Source organism: Hymenobacter sp. CRA2 (assembly GCF_002007105.1).
In the GTDB taxonomy this organism is placed as follows: Bacteria; Bacteroidota; Bacteroidia; order Cytophagales; family Hymenobacteraceae; genus Solirubrum.
This window is the reverse complement of record NZ_MVBC01000009.1, coordinates 211,720-231,354: the sequence shown is the minus strand read 5'-3', so window position 1 is coordinate 231,354 and position 19,635 is coordinate 211,720. Positions and strand designations below refer to the sequence as shown.

The following is a 19,635-nucleotide window of genomic DNA, read 5'->3' as shown; positions in this document are numbered from 1 at the left end:
TAAGAAAAGCGCCTAAAGACGCAAAGGTAAGGGGTGGGACTAGCGCAGCGTCCAGCCCACCAGCAGCTGCGGCCGGCCGGTGGGGGCCGTCACGCCGAGCAGGTCGGGCATAGCTCTATCCAGTCCCATACGGCGCGCAGCTGGTAAAGTGGCATTCTGCGCTTCCACCGCCCGAATGAAATGCTGGTTGGTGTGGCGCGTAATCAGGGCGTTCGACAGCAGACTAACCGCCGCCACGCCGATGGCCACTTTCTGGGTATTGTTGAAATACACCTGTTTGTCGCCGCTGAGCACCTGCTGAGCATACACGCCGGCCGCGCCCACAAACACGAGCCGCTCGCTCAAGTGCAGCCAGCGCTGTCGGCGGTAGCGGTCGAGGCTGGCAATAGCCTGCTCATCGGTGAGGTAAGGGCGCAGGCGCTGGCCGAAGAAGCCGGCGTTTTTGTAGTCCTCGCCGCTGCCGGTAGTAAACCAAAAGTGCTTTTGCACCCCGTTCAGGCCGCGGTCGGCATCTTCTGGGCTCAGGCGAATAACCGGGGCGGGCTTAGCAGCCTGCTGGGCCAGCGCCGGGGCAGCAGTGCCTAACAGCACGGGCAAGAAGAGGGTGGCAACGCGACGGCGGCGTGGCAAATTCAGCAGGGCGGAAAACGTCATGCTACAAAGTTAATATTCAAGTCGTCAGATAAAACCACATATCTGAGTGAGGAGCCAACAAAACGGCTGAGCGTTACGTTCTCAGGCGCAACGCTTGTAGTCAAACTTATTTTTCGTTCCATGAACAACCCGTTCTACCGCGTGAGCCGCCTGTTGCTGCTGGCCGCCCTTCCCGCAGCGTTGCTTACCACTGCTTGCGGCAGCGACGACAACGATGATCCGCCAGCCCCCGTGGTTGAGAAAGGCCGTTTGCTGACGGTACATGCCGCTGGTAATGCTGCTGGCAGCCCTACTGTCACGCTAAAGGTACTTGCAGATGATACCGAGCTGGGGCAGTTAACCTACGGCCAGAACACGGGCTATAAAGATGTCAACGCCGGGGGCCGTACGATCAAAGTCAACGTCAGCAGCGACAACCGGACTCTGGTCACGCAGGCCGTGCCCGTCGAAAAGGATAAAAGCTACTCGTTATTCGCCTATGCCACCGGTACCGCTCAGGAAGTAGCGGGGCTGCTGCTGACGGATGATTTAACGGCCCCCGTAGCCAACACGGCCAAAGTCCGGGTGGTGCATTTAGCGTACGGTGCCCCCTCGCCGGTGCGGCTTATCGTGCCGCCGGCTACTTCCACGGCTCCGCCAACTGATCTGACGCCGGAAATTGCTTTCGGCGCGGGCTCGGTCTTCGTGGACCTGAACGCGTCTGGCTACAACCTGCAGGTCGCTACCGGTGCCACGCGCACGCGGGTGTTGGACGTAGGCAGCCGCAATTACGAAGCGGGTAAGATCTACACCATTCTGGTGCAAGGGGTGCAAGGCTCATTCGATCAGGCATTGCAACCCAAGGTCACTGTAATTCAACACAACTAAGTTTTACAGGTTCTTGACATCAATCAAAGCCCGGGCCCTCAGGTCCGGGCTTTGGCTTTACTGGCCGGCCGCGAACAAATTGGTTATCTTTGCAGTTGCATTGCGAAAATTCCGCGACTGACCATGGTTGAGACCAAGACTTACGTACCGTATAAGGTAAAAGACATTTCGCTGGCCGAATGGGGCCGCAAGGAAATCCGCCTGGCCGAGGCGGAAATGCCCGGCCTGATGGCCCTGCGCGCGCAGTACGGCGAGAGCAAGCCCCTGCAGGGTGCCCGCATCGCCGGCTGCCTGCACATGACGATTCAGACGGCTGTGCTGATCGAGACGCTGCAGGCCCTCGGCGCCGAGGTAACCTGGTCGTCGTGCAACATCTTTTCGACGCAGGACCACGCCGCTGCCGCTATTGCCGCTGCTGGCACCGCTGTGTACGCCTGGAAAGGCATGAACGAGGAGGAGTTCAACTGGTGCATCGAGCAGACGCTATTCTTCGGCGAGGAGCGTCAGCCGCTGAACATGATCCTCGACGACGGTGGCGACCTGACCAACATGGTGTTGGACCGCTTCCCTGAGCTGGTGAGCGGTATCCGCGGCATCTCGGAAGAGACGACTACGGGCGTGCTGCGCCTGGTGGAACGCATGAAAGCCGGCACGTTGCCCCTGCCCGCCATCAACATCAACGACTCGGTGACCAAGTCGAAGTTCGACAACAAGTACGGCTGCAAAGAGTCGGCCGTGGACGCTATCCGCCGCGCTACCGACGTGATGATGGCCGGTAAGATTGCCGTGGTAGCCGGTTACGGCGACGTAGGAAAAGGCACCGCAGCCTCGCTGCGCGGCGCCGGCGCCCGCGTCATCGTGACGGAAATCGACCCGATCTGCGCCCTGCAGGCCGCCATGGACGGCTACGCGGTGAAGAAGATGGAAAATGCCATCAAGGAAGCCGACATCGTCATCACCACCACCGGCAACTGCGACATCGTGCGCGAAGAGCACTTCCGCGCGCTGAAGGACAAGGCCATCGTCTGCAACATCGGTCACTTCGACGATGAAATCGACATGGCCTGGCTGAACAAGAACTACGGCCACACCAAAGACACCGTTAAGCCGCAGGTGGACCTCTACACCATCGACGGCAAAGAGGTGATTATCCTCGCCGAAGGTCGCTTGGTGAACTTGGGCTGCGCCACCGGTCACCCCTCGTTCGTGATGTCGAATTCGTTCACGAACCAGACGCTGGCCCAGCTGGAGCTGTGGCAGAACCACGACAGCTACGAAAACAAGGTGTACACCCTGCCCAAGCACCTCGACGAGATGGTGGCCCGCCTGCACCTTGAGAAAATCGGGGTGGAACTGGACGAGCTGACGCCCAAGCAGGCCGACTACATCAAAGTACCGGTGGAAGGCCCGTTCAAATCGGACCTGTACCGCTACTAAGCCTTGCGCTGACTAGCAAAAAGCCCCGCCTGAGCATCAGGCGGGGCTTTTTTGTTATTCGCCTACCGTATACCACGGAAGGTCGAGCCGGCCCGACATCAGCAGGATGCTGACGGAGTCGCCCGGCTGCGTTTGCTCGTAATATGCGCGGCTCACCTGCACGTCCTCCACTTTCTTGATAGGCCCCCACGGCGTAACCGTGAGGTTGTACGTGGTGGTACGGCCCGAGCTTTTGTGCTTCTTCAGCACTTTGGCCAGATGCACGGCTGGTTCGGCTTCGTCAAAGGCGGCGTTGTACATGGTGGTAGCGCCGTAGCCGTACAGAGCCGCGCAAAAAACGGCCGTCGATATGGTCATCAGCGCGGTGCCGCGCTGCCGCAGGGTTTGGCGGTTGCCGAGCAACAAGGCCACTGCAAGGAGCGCGGCCACTACGCCCACCAGCGGCCACAGCGGGGCCATGCGCACCAGCTCCTGATCGAACAGGGAGCGGAGAATCAGCCCCAGGCTGGGGAAAATCAAGGCCGGGCTGATCGACGGATACGCGCTGCTTTTCCTGTCGCCGAGGCGCAGCACACCCGGGTGAAGCCACAGGGTGCCCGCCGCGGCCAGCGGAACGAGCAGCCCCGCCGCGGTGGCCCACCGATAAGGCTCGGGCTGCAAAAACAGCCAGGCTCCGGCCACACCACCGGCAACGTTTACAATGGTGGCTGTCTTTCTGGCCGCCGCCAGCTTGGCCGCGCGTTCGTCCGTGGTGCTGCCAAGGGTGTCATCGGCAAGGATGCGCTGTTCTTCTTCCTGTTGTTGCAGAGCTGCCAGGTCGTTGAAATGCATATACAGCCAGCGCTGCAGCTCATCGAACTGTTCGAGCACGTAGCTGAGCTTGGGCAAGCCCTTGCGCCGGGGTTCGATAAAGGTGTAGTTCTGGTCGACCCGAAACCCCTTTATGTCCTCAAACAGGAGCTCTTTGCTGCGGAACGGAAAGGCATTTCGCTCGGTAATCCGGTCGGGGCCTACCACCAGACGGTACCGCAGAGCTGCCGCCAAACCATAGCCAAATAAGGCCACCAAGCCCAGAGACATAGCCGTGATGACTGCCGCGGCCGTCGCCGACGTCTTTTCATCCAGCCACACATCGAAGGGAAGCCAAACAAACGCGGCTACAATGATTGGGCAAAGCACAAAGAAGAGCAGGCGCCAGCCTTTGGCTATGCGGTATTCGCGGGTGGGTACTACTTGCGGTAAAGTCAGGGGCATATAAAGGGGAATAGACATGTAAATGGGCTGTCTGCCGCTAAAACCGGATGACAGCCCATCTTAGATATGCGCTAAAATAGCAGGAGGCAAGCAGTTGAGCCAAGGCTAGCGGGTAATTGCGACGGGCTCCTTGATTAGCTCCAGCGCCCTTTGCAGCACGGGGTCGGCCGAGGCAAATTCCTCTTCCCGGGCCGCCACGTGCACGTCGGGCTGCACGCCGTGGCCCTCGATGGGGTGGCCCCAACGGTCCATTTCGCGCCACGAGGGGAGGAGCACCCGCACCCCGTTGGGCAGCTCGACCGGCTTGGGGTTGCCGCTGCTACCGCAGGTCGGGGCACCCACCAGCGTGGTGTTGGGCTGTTGCTGCATCATCAGCACGAAGGCCTCCGAGCTGCTCATGGTGCCCGCGCCGGTCAGCACGAACACCTTGCCGGCGTACGGGTTTTTGCCGGCGGGCTGCACGTAGTTGTGCTCTACGCGGGTGATGGTGCGCTTTTTCTCATCCAAGGCTTCGATGCGGCTGTACACGGTTTTGCGGCGGAAAAACTGCGCGGCCATCTCCTGGGCAATGCTTTCGTCGCCACCGCCGTTCTGGCGCACGTCGATGATGAGGTAGGGCTTCTCGCGCAGCGTTTGCAGCGCGTCGAGGCACTTGCGGATTTCGTCGCGGTGGTTTCGGTCCCAGGAATCAATAGCCAGGTAACCGGCCGGGCCCAGCTCGCCGGTGCTCACGTACTTCGACCACTGCCGAAAGTTCTGCACCAGCTTGGGGCGCAGCTCGTCGTTGCTGTTCAGCTCGTAGAGCCGTTCGTAGGTGGGGTAGCCCTGCCCGTTCAGGCGCAGGCGCAGATGCAGGTCGTGGGCCGGCTGCAGCACGCGCAGCAGCTGAATCAGGAAGGCGCTGGCGTCGGGCGCTTCGGTGAGCTGGGTGCGGTGGTCGGCCAGCACCTGCCGCCAGTTGATGCCCGTTTTGCCCAGGTGCGAGTATTCCTTGAGGAATTTCTGGCAAAACAGCTCGTAGGATGCCGTATTCAGCACGCGGTTGCGTAGCTGCTCCTCGGGCGTGAGGGCAGGCTTCTGCGTTTCAAACACGATGGGGTAATGCGGCAGAACCTCGCCCGCGGCGCTGCGCACGCGCTTGTAGTAGGGGTTATTCAGCGTGAAGTAATACAGCTGATTGGGCGCCAGGCGCACGGGCAGGCTGAAAGTGCGCGCGTCCACCCAGCCGGGCTTGCCAGTCAGCCTCGGCAGCACGCTGTGCTCCACCATGGAGAAGCCCTTGACCATGTCCTGGTTGAACGTCAGCCGGATTTCGCGCAGTGTGGTATCCACGCCGGTGGCGTAGTTGCCGGTATTGACGGACGTCACGGCCAATTGCTGACCCTGGCTGCATAAAGGCATCAGCCCCAGCAAAGCAAAAAGTAGAACGCGCATAAACGGAGAATACATGGGAAGCCGCTGAAACTGATGCCGCAAGTTCAAGAATAGCTACTTGCGGCGCATCACATCATCGGGTACTAACCTGCAGCTAGCGGCGGAATGCGGATATTTGCGCCTATGCCTTCGGTTCCGCTTTCGGTCGTCATCATCACCTTCAACGAAGAGGCCAACATCGGCCGCTGCCTTGCCGCGCTCGGCGGTGTGGCCGACGACGTGGTGGTCGTCGATTCTGGCTCGACGGACCGCACAGTGAGTATCTGCCAGGAGCAGGGCGTGCGGGTGGTGCACCATGCTTTTGCTGGCTACGTGGCCCAAAAGAACTTCGCCACCGCTCAGGCCCGCTTCGAGCACGTGCTGCAGCTCGACGCCGACGAGGTGCTGACCGATGAGCTGCGGACCGAAATCAACCAGCTCAAGGCCAACTGGCAACACGCGGGCTACACTTTGCCGCGCCTAACGAACTACTGCGGCCACTGGGTGCGGCACGGTGGCTGGTACCCCGACCGGAAGCTACGCCTCTACGACCGGCACCTTGGGGCTTGGCAGGGGCAGCTGCTGCACGAGCGCTACGATGTGCAGCCGGACCAAACCGTGGGCCATCTGCGCGCAGACCTGCTGCACTACTCGTACCCCACTATCGAAAGCCACGTGCAGCAGCTAAACAAATTCACGAGCATTGGGGCCGAGGAGCTGGCTGCCCGCGGCAAGCGCGCTGGCTGGGTGCAGCTCACGCTAAAGCCGGTGTGGAAGTTCTGGCACCTGTACCTGCTGCGCGGCGGCGTGCTCGATGGCTTCGCAGGCCTCTGCATTGCCGCGTTGTCGGCCTGGGGCGTGTTTCTCAAATACGCCAAGCTGCGCGTGCTTAACCAAGCGGCCGCATGAAGACCTTTCTCGTTAGCCGCACCGACGCCATCGGCGACCTGGTGCTGACGTTGCCCGTCTGTGGCTGGCTGAAGCAGCAGTACCCCGGCTGCCGAGTGATATTGCTCGGCCGCAACTATACCCGCGCCGTAGCCGCCGCCTGCCCCGCCATTGATGATTTTATCAGCGCCGATGAGCTGCTGCAGCTGCCGGCCCCGGAGCAGGTTCTAACCGTGCGAGCCGTGCAAGCCGATGCCGTAGTGCACGTGTTTCCCAACCGGCGCATCGCTCAGCTGTGCCGTGAGGCTGGCATCCCGGTACGTATCGGCACGCGTAACCGCTGGTTTCACTGGCTGAGCTGCAACCAACTGGTGGCGCTCAGTCGCAAGAACTCCCCATTGCACGAAGCGCAGCTGAACATGGCCCTGCTACGGCCTCTGGGCCTGACCACCGTGCCGCCGCTGGAGGAATTGATTCCGCCGGGTCGTCTGGTCGCGCCCGAGCCGCTGGCGCCGGCCCACACGGCGCTGCTAACGCGCCAGCGGCCGCAGCAGCTCAACATCATTCTGCACCCCCGTTCCCGGGGCCACGGCCGCGAGTGGGGCTTGGAGCATTTCGGGCAGCTGGCCCGGCAACTGCACCAGCGCGGCCACCGCGTCTTTGTCAGCGGTACCCAGGCCGAGGGCGACACGATGCGCGAGTGGCTCCAGGAGCACGCCGCTATCCTCACGGACCTCACCAGCCAGTTGAGCTTACCGCAGTTTCTGGCCTTCATTGCCGCCGCCGACGGGCTCGTGGCCTCTGGTACTGGTCCGCTGCACCTGGCGGCTGCCCTGGGCCGCTACGCGCTGGGGCTATTTCCGCCCATGAAACCCATTCACCCCGGCCGTTGGGCGCCATTGGGGCCGCACGCCGAGTACTTGGTGTTCAACAAACCCGATTGCCAGCAGTGCCGACAGGCTCCTGAGGCCTGCACCTGCATCAAAGCCATTTCCGCTGCCGAAGCGCTGGCCCGCATCGATGCTTGGCAGCCGCTGCCCTCGTCGTAGCTTTAGCCGCACGTTGCTTTCGTTTTTCCGGTGAATTCGCGTTTCGGCTTTTTTACAGAGTGGTATCAATCGGGCCGGTGGTCACAGTATTTGCTGCTGCTGGCCTGCGTAGCCGGTGTGCTGGGCCTGTTGCTTACCGCCCGGGCCCTAGTAGCCTTGGCGCCGGTAGCCGCAGTAGTTGCCGGGCTGCTTAATCCGGCGTTGCGCGCCGCCATGCCCGGCTGGCTGCGCAGCGGCTCTGTGCGTCGCGCGGCGTTGCTCTACCTGCTCATACCCCTGACGTGGTGGTACACCGAAGACTGGGCCACCTGGCGCCACGAAGTGTATCGGCAGTTACCGCTTATTGGCGTGCCCCTGGCGTTTTCGCTGGCCGTGCCGCTCACGCGCCGGCAGCGCCTGTGGGTCGGGGCTGGCTTTATAGGTGGGGTGGCTGCTGCGGGCTTAGCTACCATGGCGCGTTACCTGCTCGACCCCGCCGCCGCCCAGGAGTTGATTCGCATCGGGCAGAACGTGCCCTCGGTCACGGGCATTTTCCACATCCACTTCGGGATTATGCTGACCATGGCGGCTTTTTTTGCCGTTCAGCTCAGCCAAGAGGAGGATATAAGCCGCGCAAGCCGCTGGTTGCTGTGGGTGGCCGCCGCCGTGGCTGTTCTTAGCTTGCACGTGCTGGCCTACCGCACCGGTCTGCTGGCTTTCTACCTCACGCTGGCAGCTTCACTGCTCGTCCTGCTCTTTCACCGGCCACGGCTGGCGTTGGGCCTGACCGCTTTAGCTGTCCTGCTAATGGTCGGCGCTTATTATAGCCTGCCTACTGTGCAGGCCCGGGTGGCTACCACGGTGTACGATGTGCAGCAGTTCTACTACAGCCACGACATCAATCAGTTTTCGCTGGCCCGCCGGCTGGCGGCGCTGCAAAACGCTAAAGTGCTTATCAACCAGCATCCGTGGCTGGGCGTGGCTCCGGCCGATGTGCGGCTGGCCATGGACGAACAATTTTCCTGGCAGACCTACGGCCTGGAGCAGCAGAACCGCGTCATGGTTCACAACCAGTACGTTCACTACCTCGTAGGCGCGGGCATTGTGGGCCTGCTCATCTGGCTGTGGGTGCTCATTACGCCCTTGGTGCAACCCGGCCTGCGGCGCAATCCGTACGTCAGACAGCTCCTGTTCATTTTCGGCGCGGCAACCCTGGCGGATTCGTTGCTCGAGATGCAGATAGGATTCAACTTATTTGTTTTCCTCTATGGCTTCCTGGTAGTGGCCGCTGAGCGCCGGCTGCACCCCAACGATGTAACCCGTTGAGCCCTTCCTTTCGTTACATTTAGCCGAGGCAATACTCACCTGCCCGAACCACCCCGCATATGAGCGACAATCCCGAACGGGTTCCGAAACTGAGCAAGGAGGAAAAAGACCGCCGATTCCAGGCCGAGCTGCTGCCCGTGCTGGATTCGCTGTACAACTTTGCCTTCCGCCTGACCCTTGATGAAGACGATGCCAATGACCTCGTCCAGGAGACATATCTGAAGGCCTACCGCTTCTTCGAGTACTTCGAGCCCGGAACCAACGCCAAAGCCTGGCTGTTTCGCATCCTGAAAAATTCGTTCATCAACGATTTTCGGAAGAAAAGCAAGCAGCCCGCCAAGGTCGACTACAGCGAAATCGAGGGCTACTACAACACTGAGGAGGTAGACGCCGACGCCGACACGGGCGCCAGCTCGCCCGATCTGCGCCAGCAGGCCACCCGCGACCTGATCGGCGACGAAGTAGCCAGCGCGCTGAACTCGCTGCCCGTCGACTTCCGCACCGTCATTATCCTCTGCGACCTGGAAGGGTTTACCTACGAGGAAATGGCCAAGGTGCTCGATATTCCCATCGGTACCGTCCGCTCCCGTCTGCACCGCGCACGTAATTTTTTGAAGGATAAATTGGAGCGCTACGCAAAAAAGATGGGTTACGGCAACGATTCTGAGGAAGGCGATGTTGACCCAGCGTACGACGAAGATGAAGACTAAGTACATTTAACCACTCTCCTCCACCGACTTACCCCCCAAGCTATGGCTTCGAAGTCTACACCCAACCAACAAGGCGCGGCCGCCAACACTGCCGCCGGCGCCGACTGTGAGCGTGTGAACACCATTCTAGACCAACTCATCGTGGGCCAGGACCCTACGCTTGAGGACGAAGAATACTTCGTTAACCATGCTGAGGACTGCTCCCCGTGCTTCGATAGCATTGATAAGCAGCGCGTTTTCGTCGACTTCCTCAACCAGTATGTAGGGCGCAAAGGCGTACCTGCTAGCCTCTCCGCCAACATTATGGCGCGCGTGCAGTCCGAAAAGGTCTAATTTTGCCCCATGCAGGGGAAAATCATTGCCTTTTCGGCACCATCGGGCGCCGGCAAAACCACCATTGTCCATCGGCTCATGGAGCGAATCCCAGAGCTGAGCTTTTCTATCTCGGCCTGCACGCGCGACCGACGCGGGCGGGCCGAGCAGAACGGCAAGGACTACTATTTCATTACCGTTCAGGAGTTTCAGGAAAAAATCCGCCACGACGAGTTCGTGGAGTGGGAGGAAGTCTACGAAGGCTCTTACTACGGTACCCTGAAATCCGAGATTGAGCGCATCTGGGAAGGTGGCAAGCACGCCATCCTCGATATCGACGTCAAAGGCGGCCTCAGCATCAAGGATTTCTACAAGGAGCGGGCGCTGTGCATTTTCGTGAAGCCGCCGTCCCTGGAAGTACTTGAGCAGCGCCTCAAGTCCCGCGCCACCGACTCGGCTTCGAGCATCTCGGCCCGGCTTTACAAAGCCAACTTCGAGCTAACTTTCGAGGATCGGTTTGACGCCGTCATTATCAACGACGACTTGGACGAGGCCACGGCCCAGGCCGAAAAGCTGGTTCGCAACTTCATCATGGCCGAGCCGGCCATTGTTTGATGAGCAGCCCGCGGCGCGTGGGCCTGCTGTTCGGTTCGTTCAACCCCATCCACGTCGGGCACCTGATCTTAGCCAACCATTTGGCTACGCGTACCGACCTGAATGCCGTCTGGCTCGTGGTGTCGCCGCAGAGTCCGTTCAAGGTAGGGGAGGAGCTGCTGCCCGAGCAGGCACGCCTGCAACTGGTACAGTTGGCCATTGCCGGCAATGAGCACCTGCGTGTCCTCGATGTAGAGTTCTGCCTGCCCAAGCCCAGTTATACCATCGATACGCTCGACGAGCTGCGCCGCCAGTATCCCGGCGTCAAGTTTGTGTTGCTCATGGGTGGTGATAATCTGCCAGGCCTGCCCCGCTGGAAAGCCGCCGAACGGTTGATGGCGGAGTTCGAGGTGTACGTGTACCCCCGCCCGGGTTACGCGTTGCCGGAGCCGCTGCCGGCTGGTGTGCGGGTAGTAGAAGCACCATTGCTGGATATTTCGGCCACGTTTATTCGTAAAAGTATGCGGGCTGGTCAGTCCATTCGTTACCTCGTGCCGGAAGCCGTGGAGCGCGAAATCATTGCGCAGGGCTATTGGCAGTAGTCATAACAACCACACAAACGCACAACGCCCCGGCTGACGAATCAGCCGGGGCGTTGTGCGTTTTGAGCTTAAGCCGGAGGCTTAGATGGTCATAATCTCGGCTTCCTTCTTGCTCATCGCGTCGTCAATCTTAACGATGTAGCTGTCGGTGTACTTCTGCACCTTGGCTTCGGCGTCCTTGACAGCGTCTTCCGCAGCACCTTCTTTCTGGAGCTTGCGCAGCGACTCGTTCACGTCCTTGCGAATACCGCGGATGCGGACTTTGCCGCTTTCGGCTTCGTTTTTCACTTGCTTTACCAGGTCGCGGCGGCGTTCCTCGGTCATCGGAGGCAGGTTCAGGCGCACCGAATCAGCGTCCATCACCGGGTTCAGGCCCAGGTCGCTGTTCTTGATGGCCTTGGAGATTTCGCCCAGCATGTTTTTCTCCCAGGGGCGGATAACCAGCGAGCGGGCGTCCGGAGCCGAAACGTTGGCCACCTGCCCTACCGGCGTAGGCGTGCCGTAGTAATCGACGCGCAGCGAATCAAGCATGGCCGGCGTGGCTTTGCCCGCCCGGATACGGCTCAGTTCCGTGTTGGTGTGCTGCAAGGCCTTCGCCATCGATTCCTCGGCGTCACTCAGGTACAGCTGGATTTCTTCGTCCATGTGTTAAAAAATGAATGGTTAAATGGTTTAAGGGGTAAATGGTTGGTTGTTCTGCCGTCAGAACGACTAGCCATTCAGCCGTTCAGCCATTTGACATAAAAGTTACGCTTGTTGTTCGGCCGAAGCCGTGGAAGCACGCTTCTGCTCAGGAAGCAGCGTACCGGGTTTGGCTGCAACGTCGTGCTCGGCGTCGCCGGTCATCGTTACCAGCGTGCCGATCTGCTCGCCGTTGACCAGCTTCAGCAGGTTATCCTTCTTGTTCATATCGAACACGATGATGGGCAGGTTGTTCTCCTTGCACAGCGTGAAGGCTGTCATGTCCATCACGTTGAGGTTTTTCTCCATCACCTCGTCGAAGGTAATCTGCGGGAAGCGCGTTGCCGACGGGTCTTTCTCCGGGTCGGCCGTGTAGATACCGTCCACGCGCGTGCCCTTCAGCACCACGGCGGCTTCCACCTCAATGGCGCGCAGCGAGGCCGCCGAATCGGTGGTGAAGTACGGCGAGCCGATGCCGGCGCCGAAGATGACGACCCGACCTTTTTCCAGGTGACGCATGGCCCGGCGGCGGATATACGGTTCGCACACGCGCTGAATGGTCAGGCCCGACAGCAAGCGGGTAGGAGTGCCGAGCTTTTCCAGGGCGCTCTGCAGGGCCATTGAGTTGATGACGGTGGCCAGCATGCCCATGTAGTCGCCCTGCACGCGGTCGAGCCCAAAGGCTTCGGCCTGCACGCCGCGGAAGATGTTGCCGCCACCAATCACCACGGCGACTTGCACGCCCAGCTCCGCTACGGCGCGCACTTCTTGGGCGTACTGCATCAGACGGTCGGCATCGATGCCGTACTGCTGCTTGCCCATCAAGGCCTCGCCGCTCAGCTTTAGCAGAATTCGGTTGTATTTCAACGGTCTTGAGTTAGGTTGATGACGTTTGAGTAGCTACGCACAGGGTAGCGTGGGTGTTGGGGCGCCTGCAGGCTTAGGCAAACTGCACCAATACCTGTCCTTTGGTGACGTTGTCGCGCAACCCGACTTTGATGGTGCTGACAACCCCGTCGCCGGGCGACTTAAGGATGTTCTCCATTTTCATGGCTTCCAGCACCAGCAGCGGGTCGCCCTTCTGCACGGCTTGGCCTGGCTGCACGCGGATGTCAACAATCAGGCCCGGCATGGGGGCTTTCACCTCGTTGATCTTATTGCTGGCCGCCTGGCTCATGCCCAACTTATCGAGCAGCAAATCGAACCGGTCCTTGGCTTGCAATTCGAAGCGCTGCCCGGCCAGTTTCAAGCGCACGGACTTGGCTGCTGCATCTACTTCCAAGATTTCCGCCGGGTAGGAGCGGCCCTGCCAGAGCACGTGGTAACGGCCATCCCCGAGGTCTACCAAGTCCCAATCGAACGGTTGATCATCAACTGTAATACCGTGGGCGGTGATGTCAACACTCCATGAGTGTTCGGGGCCAGCGCTGACCTGTAGCATGCGGGTGGGGGTAAGGAGAGAGGAGAATGCGGCGGAAAAGGGCTTAAAGATAGGCGTATTCTGAAATTATTTCGGAACTTGAACCCCCAGATTACCCCAATTAGCACCCCATGAAATATCCGGCACTCGGGGCGTTTGCGCTGGCTATTGCATTGCCATTCACCTTGCTGGGTCAGCCTTCCAAGTCGGGGACGACGAAGAAGAGCCCCCCCCACAAAGCCGCTCCCGCCGAATCTGCCAATAGCCCCAAGCCAGCTACACAATCCATTATGGTTGTGCCGAACTGGTTGCCCCCGGTCAATCCGGTGCAGCCCGCGGCTACCCTGTTGCACGACGTGCTCGATACCAAGCTCGACGTGCGCTTCGATTGGGCCAAGCAGTGGCTGCTAGGCACCGCTACCGTCACGGTGCGGCCGCACTTTTACCCGCAGACGCAGCTGGTGCTCGACGCCAAGGGTTTCGATGTCAAGAGTGTGAAGCTGGTGAGCGGGGGCAAGGAGAAGACGCTGAACTACCAGTACGACAAGCGCCGCCTGTCTATCACGCTCGACCGGACGTACGCCCGTACCGAGCCATATCAGGTACGCATTCAGTACGTCGCCAAGCCCAATGAACTGCCCGCCGGCGGCAGCACTGCTATCCGAGCCTCCAAGGGCCTGTACTTCATCAACCCGTTGGGTACCGATAAGAACAAACCCAAGCAGATCTGGACCCAGGGCGAAACAGAGGGTAGCTCGTGCTGGTATCCCACCATCGACCGGCCCAACCAGCGCATGACGCAGGAAATCAGCATGACTGTGGAGCAGCAGTACAAAACGCTCTCCAACGGCCTGCTCATTTCCTCGAAGAAGAACAGCGACGGCACGCGCACCGATACGTGGAAGCAGAGCCTGCCCCACGCGCCGTATCTGAGCATGATGGCCGTCGGCGATTACGCCATTGTCAACGATACGTGGCACGGGAAGGCCGTAGATTACTACGTGGAGCCCCAAAACGCCGCCGATGCCAAGCCGCTATTCGGCCAGACGCCCCAGATGCTGGACTTCTTTTCCAAGAAGCTCGGCGTGGAGTATCCGTGGGAGAAATACAGCCAGGTCATCGTCCGTGACTATATATCGGGCGCCATGGAAAATACTTCGGCCACCGTTCACGGTACGGAACTGGTGCTGAAGAACCGACGTCAGCTCATCGACGGCAACAGCGACGACGTCATTGCCCACGAACTTATCCACCAGTGGTTTGGCGACTACGTTACGTCTGAATCATGGTCGAATTTGCCGCTGAACGAGGCTTTTGCCAATTACGGCGAATACCTCTGGAACGAGTTCAAGTACGGCCGCGATGCTGCCGACCTATGGAGCTACAAGCAGGCCGCGCTGTATTTTGAGGAAGCTCAGGGCAAGCGCGAACCGCTCATCCGTTACCGCTACGCCGACAAGGAAGACATGTTCGACCGCCATTCCTACCAGAAGGGCGGGCAAGTGCTCCACATGCTCCGCAGCTACGTCGGCGACGACGCCTTCTTTACGGCGCTCAACCGCTACCTGACGCAGCACAAATTCTCCGCCGTCGAAATAGCCGAGTTGCGCGTGGCGTTCGAGGAAGTCACCGGCGAAGACCTGATGTGGTTTTTTGACCAGTGGTTCTTGCAGCGCGGCCACCCGGAAGTTGCCGTGGCCCATTCGTATGCCGATGGCAAGGTAACGCTGCGCGTAGTGCAGAAGCAGGATACGCTCTACCAGCCGGTCTTCCGCCTACCCGTTACGGTTACCACCTGGGTCAACGACAAGCCCACTGACCACCGCATTGTCATCACGAAGGCTAGCCAGACTTTCCAGCTGCCTGCTAATCAGAAGCCGGCGCTGGTGCAGTTTGATTCAGACAAAACGCTGCTGGCTGAGCTGACGGAAGAAAAAAGTCAGGATGAGCTTGTCTACCAGTTCTACCATGCCCGCAACTACCTTTCGAAAGTGCAGGCCATTACAGAGCTGAAACCTAAAGTGGCCGACTTGAACGTCAGCAGTGTGATGCGCAATGCCCTGAACGATTCCTTCTGGGGAGTGCGTATGACTGCCGCGGAGGCCCTGCGCCGCTATCGAGGACCGGAAGGCGGGGCAGTGCGCAAAGACCTGGAGCGCGTTGCCTCCACCGATAAGAGCAGCCGAGTTCGAGCCGCCGCCATTAGTACGCTGTCGGCCTTCCAAAACGAGGATTACGGCAAAGTATACACCCAAGCGTTGGCTGACAGCTCTTATCTGGTGATGGGCGCTGCCATCACGGCGCTTACCAAGTCGCCTACTGCCGCCGCGCAGCCCCGGATTGAGGCCTTGCGCAACGAGAAGAACCCCTCCATCGTCAGCGCGCTGTCGACCTACTTTACGCTGAACGGTAACATCGATCAGTATCAGTGGTACCTGGCTCAGCTCGACGACGCCGATGCGGCCACCTTGTACCAACTACTACAGGATTTTGGTACCTACATGCTGCGCATTCCGGCAGTAGAGCGCGACAAAGCGCTGAAGAAAATGGAGCAAATGGCCCGCACCAACCCCAACTATGAGGTGCGGCTTGGAGCCTACCACGGACTCCGGACCCTGTCCGAAAACATGCCGACGCTCAAAATGACCTTGGCTGATATCCGTAGTAAGGAAAAAGATGAGCGGCTTATTGGTATCTATAACCTGCTGCAATAGCGTGGTTTAAGCCTTTTCTTCGAAAAACGACGAAAAAAAATAGTTCAGGTTTTTGCGCGGGTGCTTGACTTGCATCAGAAAGCCCCTAATTTTGCAATCCAATTCAGCGACCTACTCACAGCAGCAAGTTCTGAATTGAAACAAAAAGCACTTCGGCATCCGGCCGGAGTACCTGACAAGGGGGGATTCCAGAGCGGCCAAATGGGACGGACTGTAAATCCGTTGTCTTACGACTTCGAAGGTTCGAATCCTTCTCCCCCCACTTCATTTTTTCTTGCTATCAGCTCATCACGCGGGAGTAGCTCAGTTGGTAGAGCGGCAGCCTTCCAAGCTGCAGGTCGCGGGTTCGAACCTCGTCTCCCGCTCTTTTTCCGCTGACCGAGTCTGATTAAGGTAAGATACCAGCCGTTGTAGCTCAGGGGTAGAGCACTTCCTTGGTAAGGAAGAGGTCCGGGGTTCAAATCCCCGCAACGGCTCCAGAGTGAACCTAACGGGGCAGCGCGCCTGCCGCCGTCTGGCCTGCAACAAGCGACGTGCAGTTTTTTCCTAGGGAGAAGTCTGCGTATCGCTTTCTTGCAGTATACAAGCAGCGCGAAAGCACCCTCTTTTCCCTCAAAAATTTCTTCCCAATCTCTTTACAATGGCTAAAGAAACTTTTGACCGGTCCAAGCCGCACGTAAACATCGGCACGATCGGTCACGTGGACCACGGCAAAACGACTCTGACCGCTGCTATCACCACGGTGCTGGCTAACAAAGGTCTGGCCGCTAAGCGTGATTTCTCCTCGATCGACAACGCTCCGGAGGAAAAAGAGCGCGGTATCACCATCAACACCGCTCACGTAGAGTACTCCACCGCCAACCGTCACTACGCTCACGTTGACTGCCCGGGTCACGCTGACTACGTGAAGAACATGGTAACCGGTGCTGCTCAGATGGATGGCGCTATCCTCGTAGTAGCTGCTACCGACGGCCCGATGCCCCAGACCCGTGAGCACATCCTGCTGGCTCGCCAAGTAGGTGTACCGCAGCTGGTTGTGTTCATGAACAAAGTGGACATGGTAGACGACCCCGAGTTGCTCGAACTCGTTGAGATGGAAATCCGTGAGCTGCTGTCGTTCTACGACTTCGACGGTGACAACATCCCGGTTATCCAAGGTTCAGCCCTCGGCGGTCTGAACGGCGATGCCAAGTGGGTGGGCACCATCGAGGCCCTGATGGACGCTGTTGACTCCTTCATTCCGATTCCTCCCCGTCTGACGGACCAGCCTTTCCTGATGCCGGTAGAAGACGTGTTCTCGATTACTGGCCGTGGCACCGTAGCTACCGGTCGTATCGAGCGCGGTGTAATCAACTCGGGTGAGCCGGTTGAAATCCTCGGTATGGGTGCTGAAAACCTCAAGTCGACCGTAACGGGGGTTGAGATGTTCCGCAAGATCCTCGACCGTGGCGAAGCTGGTGACAACGTAGGTCTGCTGCTCCGTGGTATTGAAAAAGAAGCCATCCGTCGCGGCATGGTTATCTGCAAGCCCGGCTCGGTAACCCCCCACAAAAAGTTCAAGGCTGAAGTTTACGTTCTGTCGAAGGAAGAAGGTGGCCGTCACACGCCGTTCTTCAACAACTACCGTCCGCAGTTCTACTTCCGCACCACCGACGTAACCGGTATCATCTCGCTGGCTGAAGGCGTAGAAATGGTAATGCCGGGTGACAACGTGACCATCTCCGTTGAGCTGATCAACGCTGTGGCCATGGAGAAAGGCTTGCGCTTCGCTATCCGCGAAGGTGGCCGCACGGTAGGTGCCGGTCAGGTAACCGAAATCCTCGACTAATTACGACCTCAGGTCTTATTAGGCACACGGCCTCTGCTGGGAAACCAGTAGAGGCCGTCGTGTTTTTGATAGTTTCTGAGCCTGGTGTAATGAGGTAAACCGAGTTTTCGAGTACTTCTTCTGTCGCTGGTAGAAAGGCGTTAGAGCGCGGTGCTACGCGAATCAATAACCTTCGGCGTTGGAGCCTATTCAGTACAATCAACAGCCGAATGCATAGCTAGTAAGTTGCTACACGAGGCCTGATAGCTATCAAATAGCAGTAAAAAGTGGCATCCAAGTAGTTTTATGCATTGCGAACCGGCTGTAATTATCGGTGCATCAACAGAATCCGCACACGAAATTTTTGTGGGCAAATTTGTTTTATCCGTAACCTTCGGTACATTTGCACTCCGAATTGAAGCATCCCTGCCTCATTAGGAACTTACACGGGCGTAGTTCAAGGGTAGAATAGAGGTCTCCAAAACCTTTGATGGGAGTTCGAATCTCTCCGCCCGTGCAGATTAAACCTAAAGACGGCCGCTGCTGAAGCGGCCGCTTTTGCCTTACCGCCAACCGGTCCTTCAATCATGGATAAGCTGTCGAAATACTTCCGCGATACCGTCGAAGAGATGCGTTACAAAGTGACGTGGTCCTCGTTCGAGGAATTGCAGAAGAGCGCCGGTCTGGTGCTCGTAGGTTCGCTGGTGTTTGCCATCGTGGTGGGCCTGATGGATGTGACCTTTGAGTCGCTGCTGAAGGCGTTTTACAACTCGTTCCGCTAAGCTTTACCACTAACCAGCTAGGAAAATGGGAGAACTGAAGTGGTACGTGGTGCGCTCGGTAAGCGGCCAGGAAAAGAAAGCCAAGCAATACCTCGAAACGGAAATTCACCGCCATGGGCTCGATGAGCTAGTGCCGCAGGTGCTAATTCCGGCTGAGAAGGTGTACGAGATGCGTAATGGCAAGAAGCGGGTGCGCGAGCGTAGCTTCTTCCCTGGCTATATCCTCATCCACGCGGATCTGACGCACGGGGAGGTAGACCATATCATTACCACCACGCCGGGCGTGCTGGGCTTCCTCAGCGACAAAGAGGGCAAGACGGCCAACGCCAAGCCCATTCCGTTGCGCATGAGCGAAGTGAACCGCATCCTCGGTATCGTGGATGAAACGGAAGAACAGCCGGCGGCGCTGGAAGTGCCTTTCGTAGCCGGCGAGCTGGTGAAGATTATCGACGGCGGCTTTGCGGGCATGTCGGGTACCGTATCGGAGGTATTCGAGGAGCGCAAGAAGCTGAATGTAATCGTGAAGATTTTCGGCCGCAGCACTCCGATGGAGCTGAGCTACACGCAGGTCGAAAAAGAAGTCTAGAACTGTTACAGTTGGGCTACTGGTCGTCCGCTCCGGACTGGTAGCCGCTTCCATAGGAGCATTTTTCACAACGGCGGTGGGAGCCACCCACAGCCGAAGTAATCAACCAAATGGCCAAGGAAATCAGAGGTTACCTGAAGCTTCAGGTAAAGGGAGGCGCGGCAAACCCTGCCCCGCCGATTGGACCTGCGCTTGGTTCGAAAGGCTTAAACATCATGGAGTTCTGCAAGCAGTTCAATGCTCGCACCCAGGATAAAGCCGGCCAAGTGTTACCTGTTCTCATCACCATGTACACTGACAAGTCGTTTGACTTTGTCATTAAGACGCCGCCTGCGCCGATCCTGCTCATGGAAGCAGCGAAGATTCAGAGCGGGTCGAAAGAGCCGAACCGTAACAAGGTTGGCTCGGTGACCTGGGACCAAGTCCGCCAAATTGCCGAAACGAAGATGCCCGACTTGAACGCCTTCAAGATCGAGTCGGCCATGAAACTCGTTGCTGGCACCGCTCGCAGCATGGGCCTCACCATTACGGGCGAAAGCCCCCTCACCAAGTAATCGGCT

General features: G+C 58.8%; 20 protein-coding genes and 4 tRNA genes. 18 read left to right on the top strand and 6 right to left on the bottom strand.

The annotated features are described in order from the left end of the window. Window positions 1–39: 39 nt before the first annotated feature. Entirely contained in the window at window positions 40–591 is a 552-nt protein-coding gene (locus B0919_RS15720) for a hypothetical protein (protein WP_139362165.1), read from the bottom strand. A 183-nt stretch (window positions 592–774) separates the two neighbouring features. Between B0919_RS15720 and B0919_RS15715 the strand changes: the two genes are divergently transcribed. Both B0919_RS15715 and ahcY read left to right on the top strand, forming a co-directional pair. Next, window positions 775–1,521 carry a DUF4397 domain-containing protein gene (locus tag B0919_RS15715; RefSeq protein ID WP_078013228.1) on the top strand — a complete coding sequence of 249 codons (747 nt, stop codon included), beginning with the start codon at window positions 775–777 and terminating at the stop codon, window positions 1,519–1,521. Window positions 1,522–1,644: 123 nt separating this feature from the next. After that, window positions 1,645–2,958 (top strand): adenosylhomocysteinase, encoded by a 1,314-nt coding sequence (ahcY, locus tag B0919_RS15710; protein ID WP_176133071.1) that lies wholly within the window; start codon window positions 1,645–1,647, stop codon window positions 2,956–2,958. 54 nt (window positions 2,959–3,012) lie between these two features. On the opposite strand, the gene B0919_RS15705 is transcribed toward ahcY, so the two are convergent. After that, window positions 3,013–4,212 carry a hypothetical protein gene (locus B0919_RS15705; protein WP_078013227.1) on the bottom strand — a complete coding sequence of 400 codons (1,200 nt, stop codon included), beginning with the start codon at window positions 4,210–4,212 and terminating at the stop codon, window positions 3,013–3,015. Between the two features lie 105 nt (window positions 4,213–4,317). After that, window positions 4,318–5,646 (bottom strand): S41 family peptidase, encoded by a 1,329-nt coding sequence (locus B0919_RS15700; protein ID WP_176133070.1) that lies wholly within the window; start codon window positions 5,644–5,646, stop codon window positions 4,318–4,320. A gap of 123 nt (window positions 5,647–5,769) precedes the next feature. Here B0919_RS15700 and B0919_RS15695 point away from each other — a divergent pair, with 123 nt between their 5' ends. From B0919_RS15695 to nadD, 7 genes are read left to right on the top strand one after another with little or no spacing between them, the layout of a single operon-like run. After that, window positions 5,770–6,534: a glycosyltransferase family 2 protein gene (locus B0919_RS15695; protein ID WP_078013225.1), complete on the top strand. Its 765-nt coding sequence runs from the start codon at window positions 5,770–5,772 to the stop codon at window positions 6,532–6,534. Beyond that, window positions 6,531–7,562 (top strand): glycosyltransferase family 9 protein, encoded by a 1,032-nt coding sequence (locus B0919_RS15690; protein WP_078013224.1) that lies wholly within the window; start codon window positions 6,531–6,533, stop codon window positions 7,560–7,562. The genes B0919_RS15695 and B0919_RS15690 overlap by 4 nt, the downstream gene beginning before the upstream one ends. 30 nt (window positions 7,563–7,592) lie before the next feature. Next, entirely contained in the window at window positions 7,593–8,867 is a 1,275-nt protein-coding gene (locus B0919_RS15685; RefSeq protein ID WP_139362164.1) for an O-antigen ligase family protein, read from the top strand. 59 nt (window positions 8,868–8,926) lie between these two features. After that, window positions 8,927–9,577, top strand: a complete 651-nt coding sequence (locus tag B0919_RS15680; protein ID WP_078013222.1) for a sigma-70 family RNA polymerase sigma factor — start codon at window positions 8,927–8,929, stop codon at window positions 9,575–9,577. 42 nt (window positions 9,578–9,619) lie between these two features. Continuing rightward, window positions 9,620–9,910: a hypothetical protein gene (locus B0919_RS15675; protein WP_078013221.1), complete on the top strand. Its 291-nt coding sequence runs from the start codon at window positions 9,620–9,622 to the stop codon at window positions 9,908–9,910. 9 nt (window positions 9,911–9,919) lie between these two features. Further along, window positions 9,920–10,504, top strand: a complete 585-nt coding sequence (gmk, locus tag B0919_RS15670) for a guanylate kinase (protein ID WP_078013220.1) — start codon at window positions 9,920–9,922, stop codon at window positions 10,502–10,504. After that, window positions 10,504–11,085 carry a nicotinate (nicotinamide) nucleotide adenylyltransferase gene (nadD, locus tag B0919_RS15665; protein WP_078013219.1) on the top strand — a complete coding sequence of 194 codons (582 nt, stop codon included), beginning with the start codon at window positions 10,504–10,506 and terminating at the stop codon, window positions 11,083–11,085. Before gmk ends, nadD begins: the two co-directional genes overlap by 1 nt. 81 nt (window positions 11,086–11,166) lie before the next feature. On the opposite strand, the gene frr is transcribed toward nadD, so the two are convergent. The 3 genes from frr to B0919_RS15650 all read right to left on the bottom strand — a co-directional run bounded on the left by frr (window position 11,167) and on the right by B0919_RS15650 (window position 13,207). Further along, on the bottom strand, window positions 11,167–11,730 hold the full coding sequence (gene frr / locus B0919_RS15660) for a ribosome recycling factor (protein WP_078013218.1): 564 nt from the start codon (window positions 11,728–11,730) through the stop codon (window positions 11,167–11,169). Between the two features lie 102 nt (window positions 11,731–11,832). Beyond that, complete coding sequence (gene pyrH, locus B0919_RS15655; RefSeq protein WP_078013217.1) at window positions 11,833–12,633, bottom strand: UMP kinase; 801 nt, start codon at window positions 12,631–12,633, stop codon at window positions 11,833–11,835. A 73-nt stretch (window positions 12,634–12,706) separates the two neighbouring features. Beyond that, window positions 12,707–13,207 (bottom strand): biotin/lipoyl-containing protein, encoded by a 501-nt coding sequence (locus B0919_RS15650; RefSeq protein WP_078013216.1) that lies wholly within the window; start codon window positions 13,205–13,207, stop codon window positions 12,707–12,709. Window positions 13,208–13,476: 269 nt separating this feature from the next. Between B0919_RS15650 and B0919_RS15645 the strand changes: the two genes are divergently transcribed. The 9 genes from B0919_RS15645 to rplK all read left to right on the top strand — a co-directional run bounded on the left by B0919_RS15645 (window position 13,477) and on the right by rplK (window position 19,629). Continuing rightward, entirely contained in the window at window positions 13,477–15,900 is a 2,424-nt protein-coding gene (locus tag B0919_RS15645) for a M1 family metallopeptidase (protein ID WP_139362163.1), read from the top strand. Between the two features lie 179 nt (window positions 15,901–16,079). After that, window positions 16,080–16,162, top strand: a tRNA-Tyr gene (locus B0919_RS15640). Window positions 16,163–16,192: 30 nt separating this feature from the next. Continuing rightward, window positions 16,193–16,265: transfer RNA gene (locus B0919_RS15635), tRNA-Gly, on the top strand. Window positions 16,266–16,304: 39 nt separating this feature from the next. Next, window positions 16,305–16,379 (top strand) — tRNA-Thr (locus B0919_RS15630). A gap of 161 nt (window positions 16,380–16,540) precedes the next feature. After that, complete coding sequence (gene tuf, locus B0919_RS15625) at window positions 16,541–17,728, top strand: elongation factor Tu (protein ID WP_078013214.1); 1,188 nt, start codon at window positions 16,541–16,543, stop codon at window positions 17,726–17,728. Between the two features lie 425 nt (window positions 17,729–18,153). Continuing rightward, window positions 18,154–18,224 (top strand) — tRNA-Trp (locus B0919_RS15620). Window positions 18,225–18,294: 70 nt separating this feature from the next. Continuing rightward, on the top strand, window positions 18,295–18,489 hold the full coding sequence (gene secE / locus B0919_RS15615; RefSeq protein WP_078013213.1) for a preprotein translocase subunit SecE: 195 nt from the start codon (window positions 18,295–18,297) through the stop codon (window positions 18,487–18,489). Window positions 18,490–18,514: 25 nt separating this feature from the next. Next, window positions 18,515–19,075: a transcription termination/antitermination protein NusG gene (gene nusG / locus B0919_RS15610; RefSeq protein WP_078013212.1), complete on the top strand. Its 561-nt coding sequence runs from the start codon at window positions 18,515–18,517 to the stop codon at window positions 19,073–19,075. A gap of 110 nt (window positions 19,076–19,185) precedes the next feature. Beyond that, window positions 19,186–19,629, top strand: coding sequence for a 50S ribosomal protein L11 (gene rplK, locus B0919_RS15605; RefSeq protein WP_078013211.1), 444 nt, complete (start codon window positions 19,186–19,188; stop codon window positions 19,627–19,629). The last annotated feature ends 6 nt before the right edge of the window (window positions 19,630–19,635 follow it).